This is a genomic window from Lachnotalea sp. AF33-28 (assembly GCF_003477885.1).
Classification (GTDB): Bacteria; Bacillota; Clostridia; order Lachnospirales; family Lachnospiraceae; genus AF33-28.
In genome coordinates, this window is sequence record NZ_QUEE01000002.1 from 78,394 (window position 1) to 101,003 (window position 22,610).

Below are 22,610 nucleotides of genomic sequence, written 5' to 3' on the forward strand. Positions count from 1 at the left end.
TGAGGAGCAGACTATGGCATCAAAGAAACTGAACGGAACGGTAATCGTGACTTACCGCTGCAACGCGCGATGTTCGATGTGCAGCCGATATAAATGTCCTTCCAAACCGGAAGAAGAGCTTAGCATCGAAACGATCCGAAAACTGCCGGAGATGTATTTTACCAACATCACGGGCGGAGAGCCGTTTATCCGAACGGATTTAAAGGAGATAGTGCGCGAGCTCTATAAAAAGAGCGATCGGATCGTAATATCAACAAACGGATTTTTTACGGACCGAATCCTTGATCTGTGCAGGGAATTTCCTGACATAGGTATCCGCATCTCCATTGAGGGGCTGGAGAATACCAACAATGAGATCCGGGGACTGCCGGATGGATTTAACAAAGGCTATACGACGCTTGAGAAGCTGGTCGGAATGGGGATGAAGGATGTAGGGTTTGGAATGACCATACAGGATAAAAACGCGCCTGATCTGGTGCCGCTCTACAAGCTGTCCGACAGGATGGGGATGGAGTTTGCCACGGCCAGCCTGCACAATAGTTTTTATTTTGTAGAGGCTGGAAACATCATCCATGACAGGCCCATGGTAGCACAAAACCTGGAGACGCTGATCAATGAACTTTTAAGTTCCCGCAGCCCGAAGAAATGGTTCAGGGCCTATTTCAATCATGGGCTGATCAATTATATATATGGGCAGAAGCGTCTGCTGCCCTGCGATATGAGCTTTGACACCTTTTTCATCGATCCCTATGGGGATGTGATGCCCTGCAACGGCACAAAGGACAAAGAGGTAATGGGTAACTTAAACGAACAGACCTGGGAGGAGCTGTGGAACAGTGAAAAAGCGGAAGCGGTACGTAAAAAGGTGCGCTGCTGTGACCGCAACTGCTGGATGATCGGCTCTGTTTCACCTGCAATGCACAAATATATCTGGTCTCCCGCATGGTGGGTGATAAAACACAAATTCTTGTTTTTCTGGAAGAAGAAAAAATACAGCATGTACGAAAACAAGATCGCCAGAGATTATCGGGATGGAAAAGTGAGCAGAGAAGAGCTGGACAGATGCAGTACCTGTGAACGAAATGCAATTGTCAAGGACGGACTCAGCACAGCCTCCAGAGAGCAGCTTAAAGGTAGGTCCGGAGAGGAAATCGTAGAAGCGGATCTGGCTAAGCAGTTTGAATATGATGGGAGAACGGACCGATGAACCGCTTATCTGCAGTAGTAAAAAATAATTATCTTGGCGTTCTGATTACCGTATTTTGCTTTCAGAACCTTTTACAAAGATGGATCCCGCCGTTTCAGTATTGGGACGAGTTTTATGCATTAGCAGCAGTTCCTTTGTTTTGTATATGGCTTATCCGGCGTAAACCTGTAAGCAGACTGCTTATCGGGATAAGTGCTTTATTGGCGGTGTTTCTGCTGACGGGACTGTATTCCAATATTAGATATGGATATCAGCCTCTTAGGATTGCTTTGATAGACGCATATCTGAATGTGAAATTTTTCCTAAGCATAGGCACAACAATTATATTGTTTGCGCTGTATCCGGCCGATGAAAGCAGAGTGCTTCCCGTTGTGAGGGGGATCATGGCAGTCTTTCTTCTAAGCTTTATTGCTGAGATGGGGATGTATTTATGGAAACTGATTGAGGGGTATCCGTTTTCCTTTGGAGTGAAGCTGTTTTATGAACATCCCGCATATCTGGGCGCGGCCTGTGCGTTTATGCTATGCATGATCGTTGGGTGGCTGAAGGATGGAACTGAAAAAACAGTATATGTCAGCGGGCTGCTGACACTTATGATGCTGACTACCAGAAGTAAGATAGTAGGGAGCGCTTTGCTGTTTCTCATTTTATATATCTGGTTAGTTAAGATGAAACGAAAGCTGGACTTTAGGGTGATCGCCGGACTGGGCGTTGCGTTATTAGCGGTGGGATGGAATAAAATATATTTTTATTTTGTTTATATCAGTGATTCCGCTCGCTCCGTGCTGACGAGCACCGGCTTAAAAATCGCGAAAGAATACTTCCCGTTTGGCACTGGTTTTGGAACATTCGGATCGTATTATTCTGGATTGTATTATTCTCCAGTATATAAAATATACGGAATTGATAAACACAGGGAATTAGGTGAGCAGACAAGGCACTTTATATCGGATACATTTTGGCCGATGATAGCAGGCCAGAATGGAGCGCTGGGCCTTATATGCTATGCCGGAGCCCTTCTGCTTTTGTTTTACCTGATTCAGAAGATTGCAAAACAGAACCGGAAGTATTATTTTATGAGTTTGTACGCATTTCTCTTTCTATGTGTGGCAAGTTTGGCGGAATCTGCATTTGTTAATACTTATGCGGTGATGCTTGCGGTGCCGATTGGAATAGGGGTGTATAGGAATTATGTGTTAAATTTAAATATGAAGAGTGATAAAAATGGATGAGCAATATAAAGTCAGCATTATTGTACCTATGTATAATGCAGAAAAGAGTATCAGGCGGGCTGTTGAATCATTGCTTTGTCAGGATTACTACAATATAGAAATAATATTAGTGGATGACGGTTCGACCGATGATACGTTAGATGAAGTGATGGCGATTGCTGCATCAGATGACCGTGTCCGCTTAATAAAAAAGAAGCATACCGGGGTATCTCTTACAAGAAACAGGGGACTGAATGAATCGACAGGGGATTATATAGCATTTTGTGACAGCGATGATTATGTGGATGAGACATATATATCATCAATGTTACGCTATTTGGATTCTGATACCGATATGGTGATCTGTAAAACAAACCATTTTCAGCGTACAGACGGGCAGGATGGTCCATTGTATTACAGGTTAGATAAGAATTACTGCAAAGAATGGTATATTTCCGCATCTGAATATGCTTCACGTGGACCAGTATGCAAAATTTTTAAGCGCAGTATTATTCGGCAACATAATATTGAGTTTGATGAGACATTATGCTTCGGCGAGGATCTGCTGTTTGTACTTAACTATATGGAACGGTGCCGCCGAATTTGCTTGTTAAATCAAATTCATTATTTTATTTCGATTCGTAACGATAGCCTCACGAGAAGTATTACACAAGCTAAAATTGATAGCTTGTTAATTGCACATAAGACATATTATGAGTTCTTATGCCGTTATGGATTCAATGATAGGAACAATATGAAATATTACTGGCTTACCCTGCTGGAGGACTATTACATAAATTGTATTTTTATTTATAGCAGGCTGCAAAATAAAAATGCGAAAAATTTGTTTTATCGATTTTCAAGGGCAGATATAATTATCGATGCAATTATACATATAAAGGATATAAGAATGTCTTTGCATAAAAAGATACTCATAAAATGTAAAAGTCCATGGATGTGGCGGTTATTTGTGAAATTAGCAGGGAAGAGACAAAGATGAACAAATACTACGTAGTGGCATATAAGGAAGTAAACTTCGGTGATGATCTTCTTATGGATACACTGTTCTGCAGGTATCCTGAGGCAGAATTTGTTATGACAGCTCCGGGATGTTATAGAAAAATTTTTAATCAATATGGTAATTTGAAAATAATATGTCGGGATAGCTTTATTTATAAGATTTTTAATAAATTAGTATCGTCTTATTCGGTAATTATGCACAGAGACTATCCAAAATGTCTTGAAGATATTATCATAAATTCATTTAAACGTATTATCTATATCGGTGGATCAATCTTTATTGAAAAGGAAGATGCTCATCAAGTATCCTATGAGCGTAAATGGTGGAAAAAAGCAATTGATGGTGATAAAAAAGTATACATTCTGGATGCTAATTTTGGACCATTTCGAAGTGCTTCATATACAAATGCAATGCAATCAGTTTTTAAAAAGTGTCAGGATGTTTGTTTTAGGGATCAATATTCATTTCATATGTTCTCACATATAAAAACTGTTAGATATGGAAATGACATCGCATTTCTGACGAAAACATGTAAAAGAACAAAAAATGTTAGTGATAAATATGTTTTTGTTTCAGTGGTTTATCCGGCAAACAACTTCGCTGCTGATTTAAATGTACATAATGAATATATCAGAAAAATGGCAGAAATGCATAAAAGTGCGCAAAAGTATGGCCTTGGAATAAAATATGTTGCATTTTGTAAATTTGAAAATGATGACAAAACACTGGATGAGATAAAAAATGTTATTGGTGATTCTGATACGGCAGAATACATTGTATATGATGGAAATATTGAAGAAATCAAGCAGATGGTTACAGACAGCGTTGGTGTTATATCGGCTCGCTTTCATGGAATGGTGCTGAGTTCAGTACAAAATCGTCCCACTTTTTATATTGCCTACAGTACAAAAGGTATTAATGTAATACAAGACAACCACTTAGATATTAATTATATAAGACTTAAAGATATTAAAGACATAGATTCCGACAGGATAATTGCTTCTATGGTACATGATCAAGGAAAACTTTTATTAAAGGAAGAAATCTATAAAAGTGCGAACGAGCAATTTATAATTTTGGATAAAGAAAACAGGAATACGAATCATATTTCAAAAATAATATAACTAAGAAAAATGCAAGAAAGAGGAGAATAAGTGAATTTTGCTATTATACCCACAAGCCCGGACCGGGATCATGACAGGTTGTTTGATATAAGCGACCCCATTCTGAATGCTGATAACAGGCTCATGCCATACTATGAAATTCGTTCCCATATGAAAAAAGATGGTCATGATTTGAGAACATACGATATGTATCAGGATTATTCAGAGGTGGATTATTTTATCTTCTATCGAAAAGCAACCAGATTATGGATTCATTTACTTCTGAAAGGTTATGAAGATAAAATCATATACTATGCCTGCGAACCCGAAACTGTAGTTCCGGAGCATTCAACTACAGGACTCAGCACTCTGTCTAATTATTATAAGGCTATACTAACCTGGAATGATGATGCAGTAGATGATGTTGCAAGATTTAAGATTTTTTCAACCTATTATTTTCATCCGAGTTGGGAAACAGTATCTTTTAATAATCGAAAATTGCTGGTGAATATTTCTTCTAACAAAAATTCGCAGAGTGTAAAAGGATTATACCAAGAGCGTAAACGTATAATTGAATATTTTGAAGGCATTTCAGGTGAAGACTTTGCATTATATGGAAGAGGATGGGAAAACCTAAATTACCATAATTATATGGGAAGCTGTAAAGACAAATTCGCAGTTTTCCGTACCTTCAAATTTGTATTGTGCTTGGAAAATATGAAGAATGTACGCGGATATATATCTGAAAAAATATTTGACTGTTTCATGGCAGGTACGGTACCGGTTTACCAGGGCGCTGTAAATATTGCCGAATTTGTGCCACAGGAGTGTTTTATTGACTACAGTGCGTTTAAGACTCCGGAGGAACTGCATACTTTCCTGAAGAATATGGATAGAGAAACTTGGTTGCAGTATATGAACGCAATTAAAGACTATATAGGTTCTAATCGGATAAGTCCGTTTACTGCTGCAGGATACTGTAAAACAGTATATCATGTTGTTGATAAAATGAAACAACGTTCATTTCATCTAGGACTGAAAAGTATATTCAAAATTATAATGACGGAGGGAAAAAGGAAACTGAATGGGTTGCATTAAACGTTTTGTTACTTTATCTATCAATATGAAGAGTGTTGATTATGTAAAAGATGTAGGACAGATACCATATGTTCTCCATAAAAAATACGGTTATGAATCTGCTGTAGCTGGATACCAGGTGGAAAGTGAGTATTTAAAACAAGAGGTAAAGGGGTTTCAAACGTTATAAACGAAATTTTTTTAATTTTTTACCGGTTCTATTATTGTTTTTAGGAGATTATGCTACCTATAGCGGTGTTAGATATCTTCTGAAAAATGCAAAGAGAATTGATGTGTTGAATATCTATCATATACACAATCCACATATGCCATTTTGGATTTTAGCTTATAAATGGTTGAATCCACGTGGGATAGTTTATTTAAAGTTGGATATTCCAAAGTATTTGTATGAAGAATATAAGGAATACCTTTATGGAAAACATAAATTTCCACATTATCATTTTCGTTCAAGATTTGCGTGCAAGGTCGCTGGGAATACTAGAAAATGCGATATTGTAAGCGTGGAGTCACATGAACTTGTGGAACTAGTGGCTAATCTGCTGAAACGGGAGGTCTTGTATATTCCTAATGGCCTATATAACAGGAAAGCTGTAGATGGCAATTTAAAAGAAAATATTATAATGTGTGCTGCAAATTTAGAAATGCCGATCAAGCAAATTGATGTTTTGATGGAAGCTTTTACAAGAATTGATCCGGCCATAGGCAATGAATGGACACTTATTCTGGCGGGCGCATATGGAAAGCGCTTTAAACAGATATATGATAAATTCTGTGTTGACTATCCGGATGTTGCGGATAAAGTCATTCTTACAGGTGAGATAATCAATCGAAATGAATTAATGAATTTATATGAGAAAGCGAAGATATTTGTGCTCCCCTCTAAAACAGAAAACTTCAGTTTGGCGGCCCTGGAAGCCCTGGGAAATGGAGATTTTGCAATTCTTTCTGATGGAGTGACATCTAAAGATGATCTAATGGATCGGGATGGAATGGGATTTATAATTAAATCCGGGGATGTGAAAGATTGTACAGAGAAACTAGAAAAAGCAATAAAATTCTTACAAGATAAAGATGCTTCATTTTATGAAGAAATCAGCAGCCATACTTTAATGCGTTTTTCTTGGGAAGAAATATTAAAAACACTGAATGAAAAAATAAATCAGGTAGGTATAAATGAATATAAGAATTGTTAGCCGGACTAAGCGTGGGATTCATAAAGCAGTTGATCGTTTTGATACTTATCTATGGAATCAAAAATGGAGAGAGGTAACAAAAAAAGGTACAGGAAAAACATTTTATGTGATTCGAAGAGGTCATGCAAATGTTGGGTTGTTTTCTTATGTAACGGTTGCTATGGGACATATTTATCATGCGATTGAGATAGGTGCTATTCCGATTATTGATATGAAAAATTATGAAAATACCTATTTGGACCGATCGCTCCTATGTAAGGAAAACGCCTGGGAGTATTTTTATGAACAGCCGATGGGATACCGGCTGGAGGATATAGGTAGTGAGGATACGGTGATTTATAGCTACGGCGGACCACTGAAATATACTGTTAATACCCGTTCTATATATGACCATAGGGCATTTAAAGAATGGCGTGAAATATACAATAAGTATATTCGAATAAATCAGGAATGTATGTCAGAGATAGAGAAGCAGTTTAAGAGATTGTTTGCAAATATGGATATGAATAAAGTATTAGGAGTTAAACTGCGAGGAACAGATTATATTATGACTAAACCGTTGCATCATCCAATCCAGCCAACAGTTTCAGAGGCCCTCCCACAGATTCATTTGATGTTGAAAAAATATGGTTTAAGTAAAATATACCTTCAAACAGAAGATGCAAACATTTTAGCGGAGATGAAAGATATATTTGGTGATACGCTTATAGTGCCGGAATCCTGTTGGTATAACACTGAAAAAAAACAACTTATAACTTCTGTCCTGCAGGAAAGCAACGATATGCGTCAAAATGGAATGGAATATTTGAGGGACACATACTTTCTTTCACAATGTCAGTATTTAGTTGCCGGATTAAATGGCGGTTCATTAATGGCATGCTTAATGGGTAACTATAAGGACTGCTTTATATTTAATCTTGGTTATTATGGTGAAAGGGAGACATAAAAATGAAGATTAGGGATTTAATAAAGAAGATCGCAGGAATTTTATCGGGCCGACAAAAGAAACAGCTTTATGTGCTGACTTTTTTGGTTATTATCGGTGCTTTTTTTGAGTTGATCGGTGTATCCGCAATTCTTCCACTGATTAACTTGATCAGTGAAAGCGGCGAGTCCATATCAAATTCATTTCTGTTAATATTGTATGAAACACTTGGTCTGAATACAAAGATGCAGTTAATGTCTGTTATGATAATAATTCTAATACTTATTTATGTATTTAAGAATACTTTTTTAGCCTATATGTATAACAAAGAATATGGATTTGTATACTCACTGCAAAAGGATGTAGCCTGTAGATTGCTGGATAACTACCTGCACGAGGATTATAGTTTTTTCCTGAAAACAAATTCAGCTGAATTGCTTAGAAGCATAAACACGGATGTAAGCCAATTTGTTCAAATGATATTAAATGTGTTGCTGCTGGTAACAGATGGGCTTGTAGTGATAGTATTAAGCTTTTACCTGTTGATAACGGATGTCTTGACCTCAATGTTGGTCGTGGCTTTGCTTCTGTTGTGTATTGTTCTGCTGCAAGTTAGTGTTCGGAAAAAAACCAAGATATTAGGAAAGAAAAATCAAAGTACAATGGGAAAAATGATTCAGTGGCTGAATCAGGCTTTTGGAGGAATAAAGGCAACTAAGGTTTCAAAGCATGAGAGCTATTATATAGACAAATATAGAGCAAATTATCAGATCTTTGCGGAGGGAATGAGAAGGTACTCAATCTATAACCAGATACCCAAATATGTGATAGAGACAGTCATTGTTGTTGGAATATTGGCGGTAATTTTAATAAAAATGTTACTTAAACAGGATATGTCTAATTTCTTGCCCCAATTGTCAGTTTTTGCAGTAGCCGCTTTTCGTTTGCTGCCAGCTGCAAACCGAATCAATGGATATTTTAATACTATTAATTTCTATTATCCATCTGTTGATTTGATTTATAGAGACCTTAAGGATTATAAGCCGGAAGAAAAAGAGAACGACGAAAAAGAGACAATAGAAAGCGGTGATATAGAGCTTCGCAATATCTCGTATAAATATCCGGATGCTGAAGAAAGTGTATTGGAAAATATATCAGCAGTGCTGAAAGAAAATACGGCAACTGCTCTGGTTGGACCATCAGGATCAGGAAAATCGACGTTTGCAGATATTGTTTTGGGCCTCCTTCACCCATATTCGGGCGAGATATTGGTGAATGGACGAAAGATAAAAAACTACGGACGGTATTGCTCACGAAATATGGGATATATACCTCAATCCATTTATTTATCGGATGATACTATAAGAAATAATATTGCATTTGGTATAGAAGAAGAGGCGATAGATGATAATCAGATATGGAAAGTTCTAAAAGACGCTCAGTTAGATGAATTTATAAAGGAACTGCCCGATGGTTTGAATACCGTTGTTGGTGAAAGTGGAGTGAGGCTTTCTGGAGGGCAACGGCAGAGAATTGGAATTGCCAGAGCACTTTATTCCAATCCTTCAGTTATTATACTAGACGAAGCCACTTCCGCATTGGATACGGAGACGGAATCTGCTGTTATGGAAGCTGTTGATGAATTAAGGGGTAAGAAAACCCTCTTAATTATCGCACATAGGTTATCTACACTCAGGAATTGCGATATTATATATGAAATAAAGAATAAAAATGTAGTTTGCCAGCAAAGAAGTCCATTCAAATGAGGTCGGAAGATGCGCTGGCTGTATTGAAAATCCGTCAGTAGGTACAATGCTCCTGTACTTATAAAACAAAGTTTATATATTTAATTACCACTTTGTATAGCTATATCTGGAGTGATCTATAATTAGGTCGTGTAAATTGGAAGTTGCTATAAGTGAGTCCAGATAATTGACATATATCCTAAAAAGAAAAAGGTTAAATAATAAAAAATGAAAATACTGCATTTGTTAAGCGGAGGCGGTCTTGGCGGCATAGAAATACTGTGCAGGGATATCGCGCATAATTCTAAACAGGAGAATGAATTTGTTTTTTTGTTCTCCGGAGGGAAAATTACAGATGAATTAGAAAGAGAAGGACAGCATATTTATCGACTTTATTTAAAGAAAGGCAGGATCCGAAGGATCGGTTACCTGATGCGCTTGGTCCGAATACAGCAGTATGATGTAATTATTGCACATCATGGGACATTAAGTATTTTCCTATACTATTTATTTTTACAGGCTGTGTTTCCTGAAAAAATTTATATAAAATATCTGCATTCCGTATTTGATGAGCGTTTCTACTATAAAAATAACTGGTTTCATGATAGGCTTATCTGCTGGTCACTGAACCGTATTTTCAGAGTATCTGATCATATTGTAGCGGTATCGGAATATGTGAAGGTAAGTTTTGCAAAGCGTTTTCCATGCAACAGTGAGCGGATTGCAGTCATATATAATGGCATACCCATAAAGAAATACAACTTATTAAAGCAGCAGGAGCGTGGACATGGACGTACCCTTCTCTATATCGGCAGGCTGGAGAAAGAAAAAGGACTTGCCATACTGCTGAAGGCAGCTGGAATTATGGAGAAGGACGGGCTATATAGTTTTAGAATTATTATTGTAGGTTCTGGCTCCTATACAGAAGTGTTGGAAAGAGTGATAGCGGAAGAACGGTTAGAAGAGAGAGTTATTCTTGAGAAAGAGACTTTGGATAAAGATAAATATTATGGACTAGCTGATATCTTTCTGTATCCGTCTGTTTGCAGAGAAGCATTTGGAATATCGATAGTAGAGGCAATGCAGCAAGGATTGCTTTGTGTTGCATCAGATACGGGAGGAATCCCAGAGCTTATTAATCATCAAACAAATGGATTTTTGTTTCGGACCGGTAATGCGAGATCTTTAGTAAATTGTCTTTATGGGATTTTTAATATGGATCAGGAAACAAAAAATGCAGTATGTATGCAAGCTGCTGTGACCGCGCAAGGATTTTCTATTGAGAATACTATCGAACAATTAGAAAAACTGTATGAAAAATGGGGAGAAGTAAGTGAGTAATAGACGTTTAAGACAGCTTCAACTGCTGCAGCTAAAAATATTAAAAGAAGTGAAAAGAGTATGTGACTCTAATAATATTCCCTATTGGCTTGATGCGGGTACCCTATTGGGAGCTGTTCGGCATAAAGGTGCTATTCCATGGGATGACGATTTGGATATTGGATTATTAGAGTCTGATTATAGAAGATTAAAGGCATTGGTTTTAGAAGGCGAGTTAGGGGAGGATTTCTTCTGGGAAGATTGGGAGACGGATCCATTTTATGGCTTTCCTTATGCAAAAATATGTCTGCAAGGAACAGAGTATGTCGAAGAAAAAAATAGGAAAAGCAGTGCTAGAAGAGCTATATTTATAGATGTTTTTCCGTATTATCCATGCGCGCCCACCGCAAAGGAAAGAGCTTGGGAATCAAAAAAATTGAAAGTTTTAACTCATTTGTTGTTGTGTAAAATGAAATATGAGGTTTGGGCTGGTGAGGGAATCGGCAAAATTCTAAAGTTCCTTCCCATAAGAATCTGCTCTCATTTTACAGATGTAAAGAGAATTAGAAAAGATATGATGAAGATTTTTAGACGCCATTATGGAGAGGCGGTTCAGGAAATATACGTTGGAGATGGGCAGTGCGGCGCAAGATGGTTATTTCCAAAGCAATGGTTTGAGACGTTAATTGATATGCAATATGAAGATGGGCTCTATAAAGTACCCGAAAAATATAAAGATTATTTAACTAAAGTGTATGGGGATTATCAGATAATACCGGATGAAAAAAAGAGAGAATGTCACAATATTCTCTCATTAGATTTGGGAAAATATGAGATATAGATGGGCTTTAGGAAACAGGGGATTGATGAATGAAAAAATATAACAGCTTGGATTTATATAAACTATTTGCATCAATAATACTAATCCGTTGAGTGGGTACCAATCCCCTCTTACGGATATATTTAACGCTGTGACTAGCACTGCAGTTCCTTTTTTCTTTCTCACCTCGGGTTTCCTTTTGGGAAAAAAGATGGTGTATCCGAACGGTATATCAGATTTAAGTGTAATAAAAAATCAGCTATTAAAAATATTAAAATGGTATATTATTTGGAGCGCCGTATATATGCCCCTTGCAGTATATGATTATATTCGTTCGGGCGATTCAGCAATTAAGTGTATCTTCTTATATCTTCGAGGCCTGCTTTTACAGGGACAGCATTATAATTCGTGGTTGCTTTGGTATCTGCTGTCAACAATCTATGCGCTTCTGCTTATATATTTTTTGCTGAGAAAAAAGGTTCTGTTAAAAAATATTGTTTTGCTAAGCGCTGGACTCTATATGATTGGTGTAAGCATGGACTGGTTGGTTCTTCAGAATACACTTCCTGATATTTTTATGATGCTGGCAAGGGCTATAAAGAAAACCTTTTTAACAGGAGGGCTATTTAAAGGCATTTTCTATATATCAGTGGGATTGCTTTTGGCAAATAAAAATATAGAAAGATTGAGAAATAAAGGAGCATGGCTTCTTTTGGCAGCAGGATTTTCAGTTAAGTGTTTGCTTACTAATGAAATAGCGGCTTCTTTTGTGATACCTGTCTATGCGATAGCGTTATTCTTAATCCTAATTCAATCAAATATGAAGGACAGCCCCAGGTACGTAGTTGCCAGAAATATAAGTATGGTGGTCTATTTTATTCATATGTATATATGGACTTTTTATTACAGTTTAGTTTACAAACAAAAAACATACGGTTTGGATAGCTTTTTAGTTACTGCAATAGTATTTTTTTTAGTGGCTGTTGTGTATTTATACATAAGAAGTAACAAGCAAATAATAAAATCTAAAGTCCAGTCGTGAACATTTAAATGAAAGGCAGAGAATAAATGGCTTATAAGGTTGATAATGCAATCATCATGGCTGCGGGATATGCAAGCCGTTTTGCACCGATTTCCTATGAATGTCCGAAAGCTTTGATGAAGGTAAAGGGTGAGGTACTGATAGAACGGCAGATTCGACAGTTGAAGGAGGCCGGAATCGACAGGATTATTATTGTGATCGGCTATATGAAAGAGTGTTTTTATTATCTGCAGGATAAATATGCAGTGCAGTTAGTAGAAAATCCTGTTTACAATGTAAGGAATAATCATTCCTCTATCTATGCCGTCCGAAACCAGTTGAATAACACCTATATTTGTTCGGCGGACAACTATTTTACGGTCAATCCATTTGAATCAGAGGTGGAACAAGCTTATTATGCGGCATTGTATGCATCGGGTGAGACAAAGGAATGGTGCCTTACATTGGATGAGGATGATTGGATCACCGGAGTAAGCATAGGCGGAAGTGGGCAGTGGTATATGCTGGGACACGTTTTCTGGTCGGAGGAATTCAGTAAAATATTTCGACGGATATTGGAAGAAGAGTATGAAAGAGAGGAAACCAGGAATAAGCTGTGGGAAGCGCTCTATATAGAGCATCTGGATCTTCTTAAGCTGAAGGTGCGCAAGTTTGCAGATCATGAAATATATGAATTTGATTCTCTGGAGGAACTGCGGGAATTTGACCGGAGCTATATGGAACATTCCGGATCTGAGATACTGCAAAGCATAGCAGATATCCTGCATTGCTTAGAAAAGGATATTATCCATATTATTCCGGAGCATGATGCTGCAAATCACACAGCAGGCTTTTCTTTTACATGCCGAAACTGCAGATACATTTACAGGTATGAAAATAAGCAGCTGGAAAGGAAAAAACAATAGACATGGATTCATTAGAGAACAGTACCTATTGCGTCATAGCAATGCACCCATTGTGGGAATTAACCCTTCCCTTTCCGGATGCCTTTGCGTTCACGAAATTGGAAAGGAGATAAGTTCATGAATCTGCAGGAATCAGACATCTTGAGAACATTACTATACGAGCCGTTCATCAATCAGCGGATTCTTGCCGAGACATCCAGGCATAGTCTTGCTGTGGTTAATCGGAGCTTGAAGCGGCTTATGGATGATGGTTATCTCGATGAACGGGCACGGCTGACAGAGAAGGCAAAAGAGGAAATCAAGGAGAAAGCCCCTCGAAATGCGATCATTCTTGCGGCTGGCTTTGGAATGAGAATGGTACCGATAAATCTTACGACACCGAAAGCGCTGCTAGAGGTAAATGAGGAAAAGCTGATAGACCGCATTATAGCGCAGCTGAATGATGCCGGAGTGATAGACATCACTGTTGTGGTTGGGTTTATGAAGGAGTCTTTCGAGTATCTGATTGATGAGAAGGGTGTCGAGTTGGTGGTGAATGAAGAGTACGCGGAGAAGAATAATCTTCACTCACTTGCTCTCGTTGCTGATCGTATCCACAATACTTATATTGTTCCTTGCGATATTTGGTGTGATAGAAATCCGTTCAACAGTACGGAACTGTATAGCTGGTATATGGTTTCGGATCTGGTCGATGAAGAGAGCAGCGTCCGAGTCAACCGCAAGATGGAATTGGTAACCATCCCGGAAAAAGATGCCGGTAATGCGATGATAGGTATTGCTTATCTTTTGGAACCGGAAGCAGCAATTATAAGAGAAAGACTGAAACAGTTGGATGATAACAAGCATGCCGAGGATTTCTGGGAAAAGACACTGTATAGGAAAGACCGGATGATTGTTCAGGCAAGGGTAGCAAGAAGCTCAGATGTAATAGAAATTAATACCTACGAGCAACTCCGTGACCTGGATTTTGATTCCAATCATCTGAAGTCTGACGCAATCCATGCGATAGCAGCAGCACTTGGCTGCAAGGATACGGATGTTACAGATATCCGCGTGCTGAAGCAGGGAATGACCAATAGATCGTTCCAATTCAGGGCGAATGGTGAGAATTACATTATGCGTATTCCGGGCGAGGGAACGGACCGGCTGATCAATCGGAAAGAGGAGGCAGAGGTATTCAGGACAATCAGTGGGTTGGGCCTCTGTGATGATCCGGTTTATATCAACCCGGAAAACGGATATAAGATTACTAAATATCTGGATGGTATCCGTAGGTGTGATGCAGAAAGTGTGCCTGACCTGAAAAGGTGTATGGAGAAACTAAAAGCTTTTCATGAGATGAAACTGAGGGTAGACCACACCTTCGATATCTTCGGGCAAATTGAGCGCTATGAAACATTGTGGGAGGGTTCGCCTTCCGTATATAAAGACTACAGGAAAACGAAAGCGAATGTGCTAAGTCTGCGACCGTTTATTGACGGGCTGAAGAAAGGTTGGTGTCTCACACACATCGATGCCGTGCCAGATAATTTCCTGTTCTATACGCCCGATGGAACGACAAAGGAGCAGCTGCAGCTGATTGATTGGGAATACTCAGGAATGCAGGATCCCCATGTAGACATTGCTATGTTCTGCATCTACAGCCTATACAGCAAGAGACAATGTGACCGGCTGATTGATATCTATTTCGATGGAGCCTGTGACAAGACCACCAGAACTAAAATCTACTGTTACATTGCCGTGTGTGGGCTTCTTTGGTCGAACTGGTGTGAGTATAAGCGAAAGCTGAGCGTGGAATTCGGTGAATACAGCTTGTGCCAGTACCGCTTTGCAAAGGACTATTATAGATACGCGAAGGAACTGATGGAGAGCGAGGAGGAGTGAGGAAGTGACAGTGGAAAACATATATTGTGAAACGCGTCAAAGTATCGCCGGCAACGGCAGAAAGGGCGGAGGATTATACCAATGAACAATAAATCAAATGCAGCGGACAAGGGCAGAATAGACTGGATGATCACACTGGTGCCGTTCTTGCTGATCATTGGACTTGCCATTTACCTTTTCATCTTCCCGGAGCAGGCGAATGGCGTCATCAGCCAGGTCCGTTACTTTTTCGGAGACACGCTGGGAAGCTACTACCTGATCATTGGACTTGGTGTCCTGATCATTTCCATTTTCCTTTCCTTTTCAAAGTACGGAGATATCGTTCTTGGTGAACCGAATGAGAAGCCCAAATATAACTTTTTCACTTGGGGCAGTATGATGTTCACCTGCGGGCTTGCCGCCGACATCCTGTTCTACAGCTTCGCGGAATGGGTTATGTATGCGGCGAATCCCCATATTGCTGAAATGGGCGGATCAATAACAGAATGGGCAGGTGTTTTCCCACTGTTTCATTGGAGCTTCATCCCCTGGTCCTTTTATCTTGTCCTTGCCGTTGCGTTCGGCTTTATGCTCCATTGCAGGAAGCGTGATAAGCAAAGATATAGTGAAGCTTGCTTGCCGGTGATTGGCGAAAAACATGCGCATGGCTTCCTGGGACGTGTCATCGATCTGTTCGCGCTGTTTGCACTGCTGGCCGGTACTGCAACAACATTCTCCGTTGCCACTCCTCTGATAGCTGAGATTATTGTGACGCTGTTTGAAATTTCTATTTCCCGTACCGCAGTGACAATTATCATTCTGCTGCTTACTTGTGCGGTATATACCTACGCCGTTCTCTACGGATTCAAAGGAATCAGCTTCCTTGCCAAGCTCTGCATTTACCTGTTTTTCGGTCTGCAAATCGCCGTTCTTCTCATCGGCGGTCAAGGCCGCTTTATCATTGAAAACGGAGTCGAGTCCTTTGGTAAGATGGTTCAGAACTTTATTGGACTAAGTACATATTCAGACCCGGGCCGTACGAATAACTTCCCACAGGATTGGACGTTTTACTACTGGGCTTACTGGATGGTTTGGTGTATCGCTGCTCCGTTTTTTATTGGCAACATTTCCAGAGGCAGAACGGTAAAACAGACCATTCTGGGTGGTTATATCTTTGGTGTTGGAAGTACTGTCAGCTCCTTTATTGTTCTTGGAAACTACAGTTTGGGTCTTCAGACGGCGGGCGCTAAAGACTTTATTGCGCAGTATCAGGCAAGCGGTGATTTGTATGAGCTAATTATGAACATCATACACACCATGCCGGGGAGTAGTCTGTTTCTTGTCTGGATTCTGCTTTGTATGATCGCTTTCTATGCCACGAGCTTTGACTCCATTGCATACACAGCGGCATGCTATAGTTATAAGAAACTGGATGAAAATGAAAAGCCCCACACATTGATCATACTACTGTGGTGCATTCTGCTGATTGTGCTGCCGATTGCTTTGGTATTCTCTGCGAGCTCGATGAACAACATCCAGAGCGTCTCAATAATTAGTGCCTTCCCGATAGGAATCATCATGATCCTGATGATATGGAGCTTCATCAAGGATGCTAAGAAATATATGAAGGAAAAGGGAATGCTGAAGAAATGAGAAGAGTGTAACGCTGAAAAAGTGGTGTTGGTGAAAAAGTGGTTAAATTCATCAGTTGACAACAATTCGCCGCCCTGCTATACTTATAGATAATACAATATTAGTAAAAATGCAGTGACAAGGAGGAGTACATACTCTCCAATATCCCAGAGAGAAGATGGACGGTGCGAATCTTCATGGAGGAAGTATGGAAGTAGCCTTCGAGCAGTGGACCGAACAGGAGGATCTAAGTAGGCTCCAACGGATGTTTCCGCCGTTACAGGGAAAGCGGTATCGACTCTGCCTGATCCATGCCGCCGGTTATCAAATGGCCGGTGCACGGTGGGATGTTGTATATATACAGGCGGTTTCCGTATCGGCAGAGTGCAGATAATTTTATCTGAATTTAGGTGGTAACACGGATTGTACATTCGCCCTAAGCTTTTAAAAGCTTAGGGCTTTTTTCAATAGAAAGTCAGTATTATGAATGGAGGGAAAAGCATGAAAATTAAAGGAACAGAAGCTTTTGTCAAGGCTCTGACAGAGGAAGGTGTGGATACCATATTCGGTTATCCGGGCGGCTATGCCATCGATCTATTCGATGAGCTCTATAAACAGGATAAGATAGAGGTGGTGCTGCCCAGACACGAGCAGGCGCTGATCCATGCGGCGGACGGCTACGCCAGATCCACGGGTAAGACAGGTGTCTGTCTGGTTACAAGCGGTCCCGGAGCTACCAATCTGGTAACCGGCATAGCCACAGCAAATTATGACAGTGTGCCGTTGGTCTGCTTCACGGGCCAGGTACCCACCAATCTGATCGGAAACGATGCGTTTCAGGAGGTGGATATCGTCGGTATCACCAGAAGCATCTGTAAATACAGCGTGACGGTGCGCGACCGAAAGGACCTGAACCGGATTATTAAGGAAGCATTTTACATAGCGTCCAGCGGCAAGCCGGGTCCGGTTGTAATAGATCTTCCTAAGGATGTGATGCTGGAAGAAGGGGATGACATATATCCGGCGGATGTATCGATCCGCGGCTATAAGCCCAACACCGAGGTGCATGTGGGCCAGCTAAGAAAAGCCATGGATCTGCTCAAACGTTCCAAGAGACCGCTGTTTTTGATCGGCGGAGGTGTGAACATCGCGGGCGCTGGCGAAAATATGACAAAGCTTGCGGAGCTGACACAGGTGCCGGTAGTGACAACCATCATGGGAAGGGGCGTTCTGCCCACCGCCCATCCGCTCTATGTGGGCAATGTTGGCATGCACGGCTGCTATGCGGCCAATATGGCGGTGAATCACTGCGATGTGCTGTTTTCCATCGGAACCAGATTTAACGATCGGATCACGGGCAAGATCAGCGAGTTTGCCAAGAACGCGAAGATCATCCATGTGGATATTGATTCCGCCGCTATTTCCAGAAATATCAAGGTGGATATTCCCATCGTCGGGGATGCGGCCAAGGCCATCGGCAGGATGCTGGATGAGGCAGGAAACTATGGCAGAGAGGACTGGACGGCACAGATTAATGCCTGGAAAGAGGAGCATCCGATTTCTCATGGGGATCAGGAAGGGCTGACACCGGAAAATATTATCGGCGCCATCAATGAGATGTTTACGGAAGTCATTGTGGTGACCGACGTAGGACAGCATCAGATGTGGACCACTCAGTATCTGGAGATGGACCGCAGGAAAAAGCTGCTGACATCGGGCGGTCTCGGCACCATGGGTTATGGATTCCCTGCGGCTATCGGTGCTAAAATCGGCAATCCGGATGTGCCGGTCATCTGCATCAGCGGAGACGGCGGCATGCAGATGAATATACAGGAGATGGCAACCGCGGTAACACAGGAACTGCCTTTGATTCTCTGTGTGTTTAATAACAGCTATCTGGGCATGGTAAGGCAGTGGCAGCAGCTGTTCTATGACAAACGCTATTCCAGCACATGCCTGCGCAGGAGGAAGAGCTGCGAGAAGCGCTGCAGCGATCCTTCCCAGTGCTGCCCGCCCTATTCCCCGGACTTTGTGAAGCTGGCGGAAAGCTACGGCGGTCAGGGAATCAGGGTATGGAAGAAAGAGGAGATCGGGCCGGCCTTCCAACAGGCGATGGAACATAAGGACGGACCTACAATCATCGAGTTTATCATAGACAGCAGCGAGATCGTGCTTCCCATGATACAGAGCGGCCAGGCCCTGGATCATATGATTCTGGATTGTTAGGAGGTAGAGGAAGATGAAAAAAAGATGGCTTTCATTATATGTGGAAAACGATGTGGGTGTTCTGGCCAAAATATCAGGCCTTTTTTCCGGGAAATGCTATAACCTGGAGAGCCTCACCGTAGGCACAACCGAAGATCCCACCGTATCCAGAATTACCATAGGGCTGGCGGGCGATGACGCAACCTTTGAACAGATAAAGAAACAGCTGAACCGCTGTGTGGAAGTGATTAAGGTGGTGGACCTGACCAACAGCGCCATCCACATGAAGGAGATTCTGTTTATTAAAATCAAAAACTGCACGCCGGAGGACAAAGCCGAGGCGTTCCGCGTGGCACAGGTAATCGGCGTATCTATTGTGGATTACGGCCCTGACAGCGTGCTGCTGGAATGCGTGCAGACAGAGGACAGAAATAATGACCTGATCGCTCTGGCCTCCAAATGTTTTAAATATATCGAAGTGGTGCGCGGCGGAAGTGTGGCCATTGAGTCCATCAGCATGAGAGACCGTTAGAGGTGGAGATGTGTTTGATAACCAGAAACGAAAGATAGACTACCTGCGCGTGTCCGTCACCGATAAATGCAACCTTCGCTGCGTGTACTGCATGCCGCCGGAGGGCGTATCTCCGATGTGTCATGAAGACGTACTAAGCTATGAAGAGATCGTAAGAATCTGCAGGATCGCCGGGGAGCTGGGCATCCGCAAGTATAAAATCACCGGCGGAGAGCCCCTGGTCCGCCGGGGCTGCGACCGTCTGATCGCGATGCTGAAAGCGCTGCCGCAGACACAGTCTGTGACCGTCACCACCAATGGCCAGCTGCTTGCCGGACAGCTTCCGAAGCTTGTGGCGGCGGGAACAGACGGAATCAATATCAGTCTGGATACGCTGGATCCCAGACTCTATGCCAGGATTACCCGGGGCGGCAGTCTGGAACAGGTGATGGAGGGGCTGAAAGCTGCTGTGGACAGCGGCATCCGCACCAAAATCAACTGTGTATCCCTGCGCGGCCTGAATGATACGGAGCTTATAAAGATGGCCGGACTGGCCAGACAGTTTCCTGTAGACGTACGTTTTATCGAGCTGATGCCTTTGGGAAACGGAACAGATTATGTGGGGATGCGCGGGGAGGAAGTCCTTGAGGCGTTAAGGGCGGCTTATGGAGAGGAGCAGCCTGTGGAAGGCGCCCGGGGAAACGGGCCCGCCGTATACTGCAGATTTCCGGATTTCCGGGGAAGCATCGGTTTTATCGATGCGATCAGCCACCGTTTCTGCGATCGCTGCAACCGGGTTCGGCTGACCTGTGACGGTATGCTAAAGCCGTGCCTGTCCTATGAGAGAGGCTATGATTTGCGGGCGCTGTTAAGAAACTGCGCGGACGATGAAAAAATCCGCGGCATCATGGAAGATGCCATCGCACAGAAGCCCAAAGCGCACTGCTTTCAGGACGAAGACGGGAAAGAAACCAGATCCATGGTGCAGATCGGAGGATGAGATGGACACAGTATGCAGACGCTGCCTTTTAAAAGACATGACGGATAGCGAATACTATAAGGGTGTCTACGATTATATACAGAATCTGCCCCGGGAAGAGCGGGCAGAACAGGAAATTTATGAGGAAAGGCTTTCCAAATGCCGGGGCTGTGACAGCCTGATCAACGGGATGTGCGGCCTGTGCGGCTGTTTTGTGGAGGTGCGGGCCCTAAAGCGCAGGAATCACTGCGCCAGATCGGAGGAGATCTGGTAAAGGAGGATCAGCCGTAATCCACCTTTACCAGAAAAAGTCCCTGTGCGGGAAGCGTGGGACCGGCGGCCTGTCTGTCCTGCTTTGAGAGAATATCCGTCATACGGTCAGGCGCAATGTGCCCCAGGCCGGCCTCCAACAGGGTGCCTGCCAGGATGCGGACCATGTTGTAGAGAAAGCCGTTTCCGCTGAATTCCATGCTAAGTTCCGGGCCGTATTGATTAATCGTTATTTCGTATAGATGCCGCACCGTGGATTTTTTCATATGACGGTTGCTGCAAAAGCTCTTAAAATCGTGTTCGCCCACCAGATGGGCGGCGGCCTGACGCATCAGCTCTGCATCCGGCATTTCTTCTATGGAATAAATGTAATTGCGCCCGAATACATTTTTTACAGCGCCGGCATGTATGCGGTACCGGTACGTTTTGCGGACAGCGTTCAGACGGCTGTGAAAGCGTTCGGGGACCTCGCAGATATCCGTTACAGCGATATCGGCAGGAAGGTACCGGTTCAGGCAGGACATGATGTCCGCGGCGTCATAGCCGGGCTCCAGATGGAAATTGGCAGTCTGTGCCAGGGCATGGACGCCGGCGTCTGTGCGCCCGCTTCCGTGCACCTCTATGGGGGTCTGGCACATTTTCCCTAGGATGGTCTCCAGCTTTTCCTGGATGGTGTTATGGGTGTTGCCCTGTTTCTGCCATCCGTCATAACGGGTGCCGTCGTACTGCAGGGTGATTTTATAGTTCATGCTCATGATTTCCTTTGCTTAGACGTGCGGCATGCGGCCGCCAGGTGTACCGGCGGGAGCGGATGCGCCGCGGGTTTAGTTTATTATAGGCAGTATTGCGCAAAGAGTCAAGAGCATGGCGGTTCTGCCGCGGGCGGCTGTGGGCTAAGTCTTTGTTTCAGGCGGCACCGTATTTGAATAAAATGAAGTAGGAGGAACGGATGGAACTGCAGATATTGGATTGGATTCAGACTATTCATACAGATCTTCTCGACCGCATGATGGTTCTGATAACCGCGCTGGGAGAGTCGGGGATATTTTGGATACTGGTGGGGCTGGTTCTGGTATGCATGGAGAAATACCGTAAATACGGTCTCATGATATGGGCATCGCTGCTCTGCGGGCTGCTGATCGGCAATCTGATGCTGAAAAACCTGATCGCCAGGCCCAGGCCTTATACGATGCGTCCGGATCTGATTTTGCTCGTAAAGCAGCCATGGGATTATTCTTTTCCCTCCGGGCATACGCTGTGTTCCTTTGAGGCTGCCGGAGTGCTGTGGTTTATGAACCGCAGGATCGGAACCGCCGCGCTGATCCTGGCCGGCCTGATCGGATTTTCAAGGATGTATCTGTATGTGCACTATCCGACAGATGTGCTGGCCGGCATGATTTTAGGACTGCTCATCGCTTACTGCGTGACCAGGTTCTGGCTGCATATGGAGAGAAAAGGTCACTGTTCGCGGCTGTCGTAAACGCCCCGCGCATAGCGGGGCAGAGTACAGTCCTCATAGTGACGCGCTCTCGCTCCGTGAAGCATTGCCGCACCGGTATT

Annotated in this window: 20 protein-coding genes and 1 other annotated feature; of the genes, 19 read left to right on the plus strand and 1 reads right to left on the minus strand. The window is 42.4% G+C overall.

The annotated features are described in order from the left end of the window. Positions 1 to 13 precede the first annotated feature (13 nt). The 18 genes from DWZ56_RS02820 to DWZ56_RS02915 all read left to right on the plus strand — a co-directional run bounded on the left by DWZ56_RS02820 (position 14) and on the right by DWZ56_RS02915 (position 21,054). Positions 14 to 1,207: a radical SAM protein gene (locus DWZ56_RS02820; RefSeq protein WP_118554882.1), complete on the plus strand. Its 1,194-nt coding sequence runs from the start codon at positions 14 to 16 to the stop codon at positions 1,205 to 1,207. Continuing rightward, on the plus strand, positions 1,204 to 2,439 hold the full coding sequence (locus DWZ56_RS02825) for an O-antigen ligase family protein (RefSeq protein WP_118554883.1): 1,236 nt from the start codon (positions 1,204 to 1,206) through the stop codon (positions 2,437 to 2,439). Before DWZ56_RS02820 ends, DWZ56_RS02825 begins: the two co-directional genes overlap by 4 nt. After that, positions 2,432 to 3,418: a glycosyltransferase family 2 protein gene (locus DWZ56_RS02830; protein WP_118554884.1), complete on the plus strand. Its 987-nt coding sequence runs from the start codon at positions 2,432 to 2,434 to the stop codon at positions 3,416 to 3,418. The genes DWZ56_RS02825 and DWZ56_RS02830 overlap by 8 nt, the downstream gene beginning before the upstream one ends. After that, positions 3,415 to 4,563: a polysaccharide pyruvyl transferase family protein gene (locus DWZ56_RS02835; protein ID WP_158584415.1), complete on the plus strand. Its 1,149-nt coding sequence runs from the start codon at positions 3,415 to 3,417 to the stop codon at positions 4,561 to 4,563. Before DWZ56_RS02830 ends, DWZ56_RS02835 begins: the two co-directional genes overlap by 4 nt. Before the next feature lie 30 nt (positions 4,564 to 4,593). Further along, positions 4,594 to 5,640: a glycosyltransferase family 10 domain-containing protein gene (locus tag DWZ56_RS02840; protein WP_118554886.1), complete on the plus strand. Its 1,047-nt coding sequence runs from the start codon at positions 4,594 to 4,596 to the stop codon at positions 5,638 to 5,640. A gap of 272 nt (positions 5,641 to 5,912) precedes the next feature. After that, the gene (locus DWZ56_RS02850) at positions 5,913 to 6,833 is read left to right on the plus strand and encodes a glycosyltransferase family 4 protein (RefSeq protein WP_147369376.1); all 921 of its coding nucleotides are present in this window, start codon (positions 5,913 to 5,915) and stop codon (positions 6,831 to 6,833) included. After that, positions 6,814 to 7,779 (plus strand): hypothetical protein, encoded by a 966-nt coding sequence (locus DWZ56_RS02855; RefSeq protein WP_118554889.1) that lies wholly within the window; start codon positions 6,814 to 6,816, stop codon positions 7,777 to 7,779. Before DWZ56_RS02850 ends, DWZ56_RS02855 begins: the two co-directional genes overlap by 20 nt. A 2-nt stretch (positions 7,780 to 7,781) precedes the next feature. Beyond that, complete coding sequence (locus DWZ56_RS02860; protein WP_118554890.1) at positions 7,782 to 9,524, plus strand: ABC transporter ATP-binding protein; 1,743 nt, start codon at positions 7,782 to 7,784, stop codon at positions 9,522 to 9,524. 207 nt (positions 9,525 to 9,731) lie between these two features. Then, positions 9,732 to 10,844 (plus strand): glycosyltransferase family 4 protein, encoded by a 1,113-nt coding sequence (locus DWZ56_RS02865; protein WP_118554891.1) that lies wholly within the window; start codon positions 9,732 to 9,734, stop codon positions 10,842 to 10,844. Further along, the gene (locus DWZ56_RS02870; protein WP_118554892.1) at positions 10,837 to 11,664 is read left to right on the plus strand and encodes a LicD family protein; all 828 of its coding nucleotides are present in this window, start codon (positions 10,837 to 10,839) and stop codon (positions 11,662 to 11,664) included. Before DWZ56_RS02865 ends, DWZ56_RS02870 begins: the two co-directional genes overlap by 8 nt. 88 nt (positions 11,665 to 11,752) lie before the next feature. Beyond that, positions 11,753 to 12,685 carry an acyltransferase family protein gene (locus tag DWZ56_RS02875; RefSeq protein WP_158584416.1) on the plus strand — a complete coding sequence of 311 codons (933 nt, stop codon included), beginning with the start codon at positions 11,753 to 11,755 and terminating at the stop codon, positions 12,683 to 12,685. 26 nt (positions 12,686 to 12,711) lie between these two features. Then, on the plus strand, positions 12,712 to 13,590 hold the full coding sequence (locus DWZ56_RS02880; protein WP_118554894.1) for an NTP transferase domain-containing protein: 879 nt from the start codon (positions 12,712 to 12,714) through the stop codon (positions 13,588 to 13,590). A gap of 117 nt (positions 13,591 to 13,707) precedes the next feature. Next, entirely contained in the window at positions 13,708 to 15,474 is a 1,767-nt protein-coding gene (locus DWZ56_RS02885; protein WP_118554895.1) for an NTP transferase domain-containing protein, read from the plus strand. An 81-nt stretch (positions 15,475 to 15,555) separates the two neighbouring features. Further along, positions 15,556 to 17,106 (plus strand): BCCT family transporter, encoded by a 1,551-nt coding sequence (locus DWZ56_RS02890; RefSeq protein WP_118554896.1) that lies wholly within the window; start codon positions 15,556 to 15,558, stop codon positions 17,104 to 17,106. Positions 17,107 to 17,211: 105 nt separating this feature from the next. After that, positions 17,212 to 17,527 (plus strand) — a binding site (T-box leader). Positions 17,528 to 17,586: 59 nt separating this feature from the next. Continuing rightward, positions 17,587 to 19,311 carry a biosynthetic-type acetolactate synthase large subunit gene (gene ilvB, locus DWZ56_RS02900; RefSeq protein WP_118554898.1) on the plus strand — a complete coding sequence of 575 codons (1,725 nt, stop codon included), beginning with the start codon at positions 17,587 to 17,589 and terminating at the stop codon, positions 19,309 to 19,311. Between the two features lie 13 nt (positions 19,312 to 19,324). Continuing rightward, positions 19,325 to 19,822 carry an acetolactate synthase small subunit gene (gene ilvN / locus DWZ56_RS02905; RefSeq protein WP_118554899.1) on the plus strand — a complete coding sequence of 166 codons (498 nt, stop codon included), beginning with the start codon at positions 19,325 to 19,327 and terminating at the stop codon, positions 19,820 to 19,822. 10 nt (positions 19,823 to 19,832) lie between these two features. Then, positions 19,833 to 20,801, plus strand: a complete 969-nt coding sequence (gene moaA, locus DWZ56_RS02910; RefSeq protein WP_118554900.1) for a GTP 3',8-cyclase MoaA — start codon at positions 19,833 to 19,835, stop codon at positions 20,799 to 20,801. 1 nt (position 20,802) lies between these two features. After that, complete coding sequence (locus DWZ56_RS02915; protein ID WP_118554901.1) at positions 20,803 to 21,054, plus strand: DUF6171 family protein; 252 nt, start codon at positions 20,803 to 20,805, stop codon at positions 21,052 to 21,054. A 7-nt stretch (positions 21,055 to 21,061) separates the two neighbouring features. Here the strand turns inward: DWZ56_RS02915 and truA are convergent, their stop codons facing one another. Next, a complete protein-coding gene (gene truA, locus DWZ56_RS02920) occupies positions 21,062 to 21,799 on the minus strand; it encodes a tRNA pseudouridine(38-40) synthase TruA (protein ID WP_118554902.1) in 738 nt (245 codons plus the stop codon). A 200-nt stretch (positions 21,800 to 21,999) separates the two neighbouring features. Here truA and DWZ56_RS02925 point away from each other — a divergent pair, with 200 nt between their 5' ends. Then, positions 22,000 to 22,530 carry a phosphatase PAP2 family protein gene (locus DWZ56_RS02925; protein WP_118554903.1) on the plus strand — a complete coding sequence of 177 codons (531 nt, stop codon included), beginning with the start codon at positions 22,000 to 22,002 and terminating at the stop codon, positions 22,528 to 22,530. The last annotated feature ends 80 nt before the right edge of the window (positions 22,531 to 22,610 follow it).

Coding starts and splice junctions, on each gene's coding strand:
- DWZ56_RS02820 (WP_118554882.1), top strand. CDS start 14: ATGGCATCAAAGAAACTGAACGGAACGGTAATCGTGACTTACCGCTGC.
- DWZ56_RS02825 (WP_118554883.1), top strand. CDS start 1,204: ATGAACCGCTTATCTGCAGTAGTAAAAAATAATTATCTTGGCGTTCTG.
- DWZ56_RS02830 (WP_118554884.1), top strand. CDS start 2,432: ATGGATGAGCAATATAAAGTCAGCATTATTGTACCTATGTATAATGCA.
- DWZ56_RS02835 (WP_158584415.1), top strand. CDS start 3,415: ATGAACAAATACTACGTAGTGGCATATAAGGAAGTAAACTTCGGTGAT.
- DWZ56_RS02855 (WP_118554889.1), top strand. CDS start 6,814: ATGAATATAAGAATTGTTAGCCGGACTAAGCGTGGGATTCATAAAGCA.
- DWZ56_RS02860 (WP_118554890.1), top strand. CDS start 7,782: ATGAAGATTAGGGATTTAATAAAGAAGATCGCAGGAATTTTATCGGGC.
- DWZ56_RS02865 (WP_118554891.1), top strand. CDS start 9,732: ATGAAAATACTGCATTTGTTAAGCGGAGGCGGTCTTGGCGGCATAGAA.
- DWZ56_RS02880 (WP_118554894.1), top strand. CDS start 12,712: ATGGCTTATAAGGTTGATAATGCAATCATCATGGCTGCGGGATATGCA.
- DWZ56_RS02885 (WP_118554895.1), top strand. CDS start 13,708: ATGAATCTGCAGGAATCAGACATCTTGAGAACATTACTATACGAGCCG.
- DWZ56_RS02890 (WP_118554896.1), top strand. CDS start 15,556: ATGAACAATAAATCAAATGCAGCGGACAAGGGCAGAATAGACTGGATG.
- ilvB (WP_118554898.1), top strand. CDS start 17,587: ATGAAAATTAAAGGAACAGAAGCTTTTGTCAAGGCTCTGACAGAGGAA.
- ilvN (WP_118554899.1), top strand. CDS start 19,325: ATGAAAAAAAGATGGCTTTCATTATATGTGGAAAACGATGTGGGTGTT.
- DWZ56_RS02915 (WP_118554901.1), top strand. CDS start 20,803: ATGGACACAGTATGCAGACGCTGCCTTTTAAAAGACATGACGGATAGC.
- truA (WP_118554902.1), bottom strand. CDS start 21,799: ATGAACTATAAAATCACCCTGCAGTACGACGGCACCCGTTATGACGGA.
- DWZ56_RS02925 (WP_118554903.1), top strand. CDS start 22,000: ATGGAACTGCAGATATTGGATTGGATTCAGACTATTCATACAGATCTT.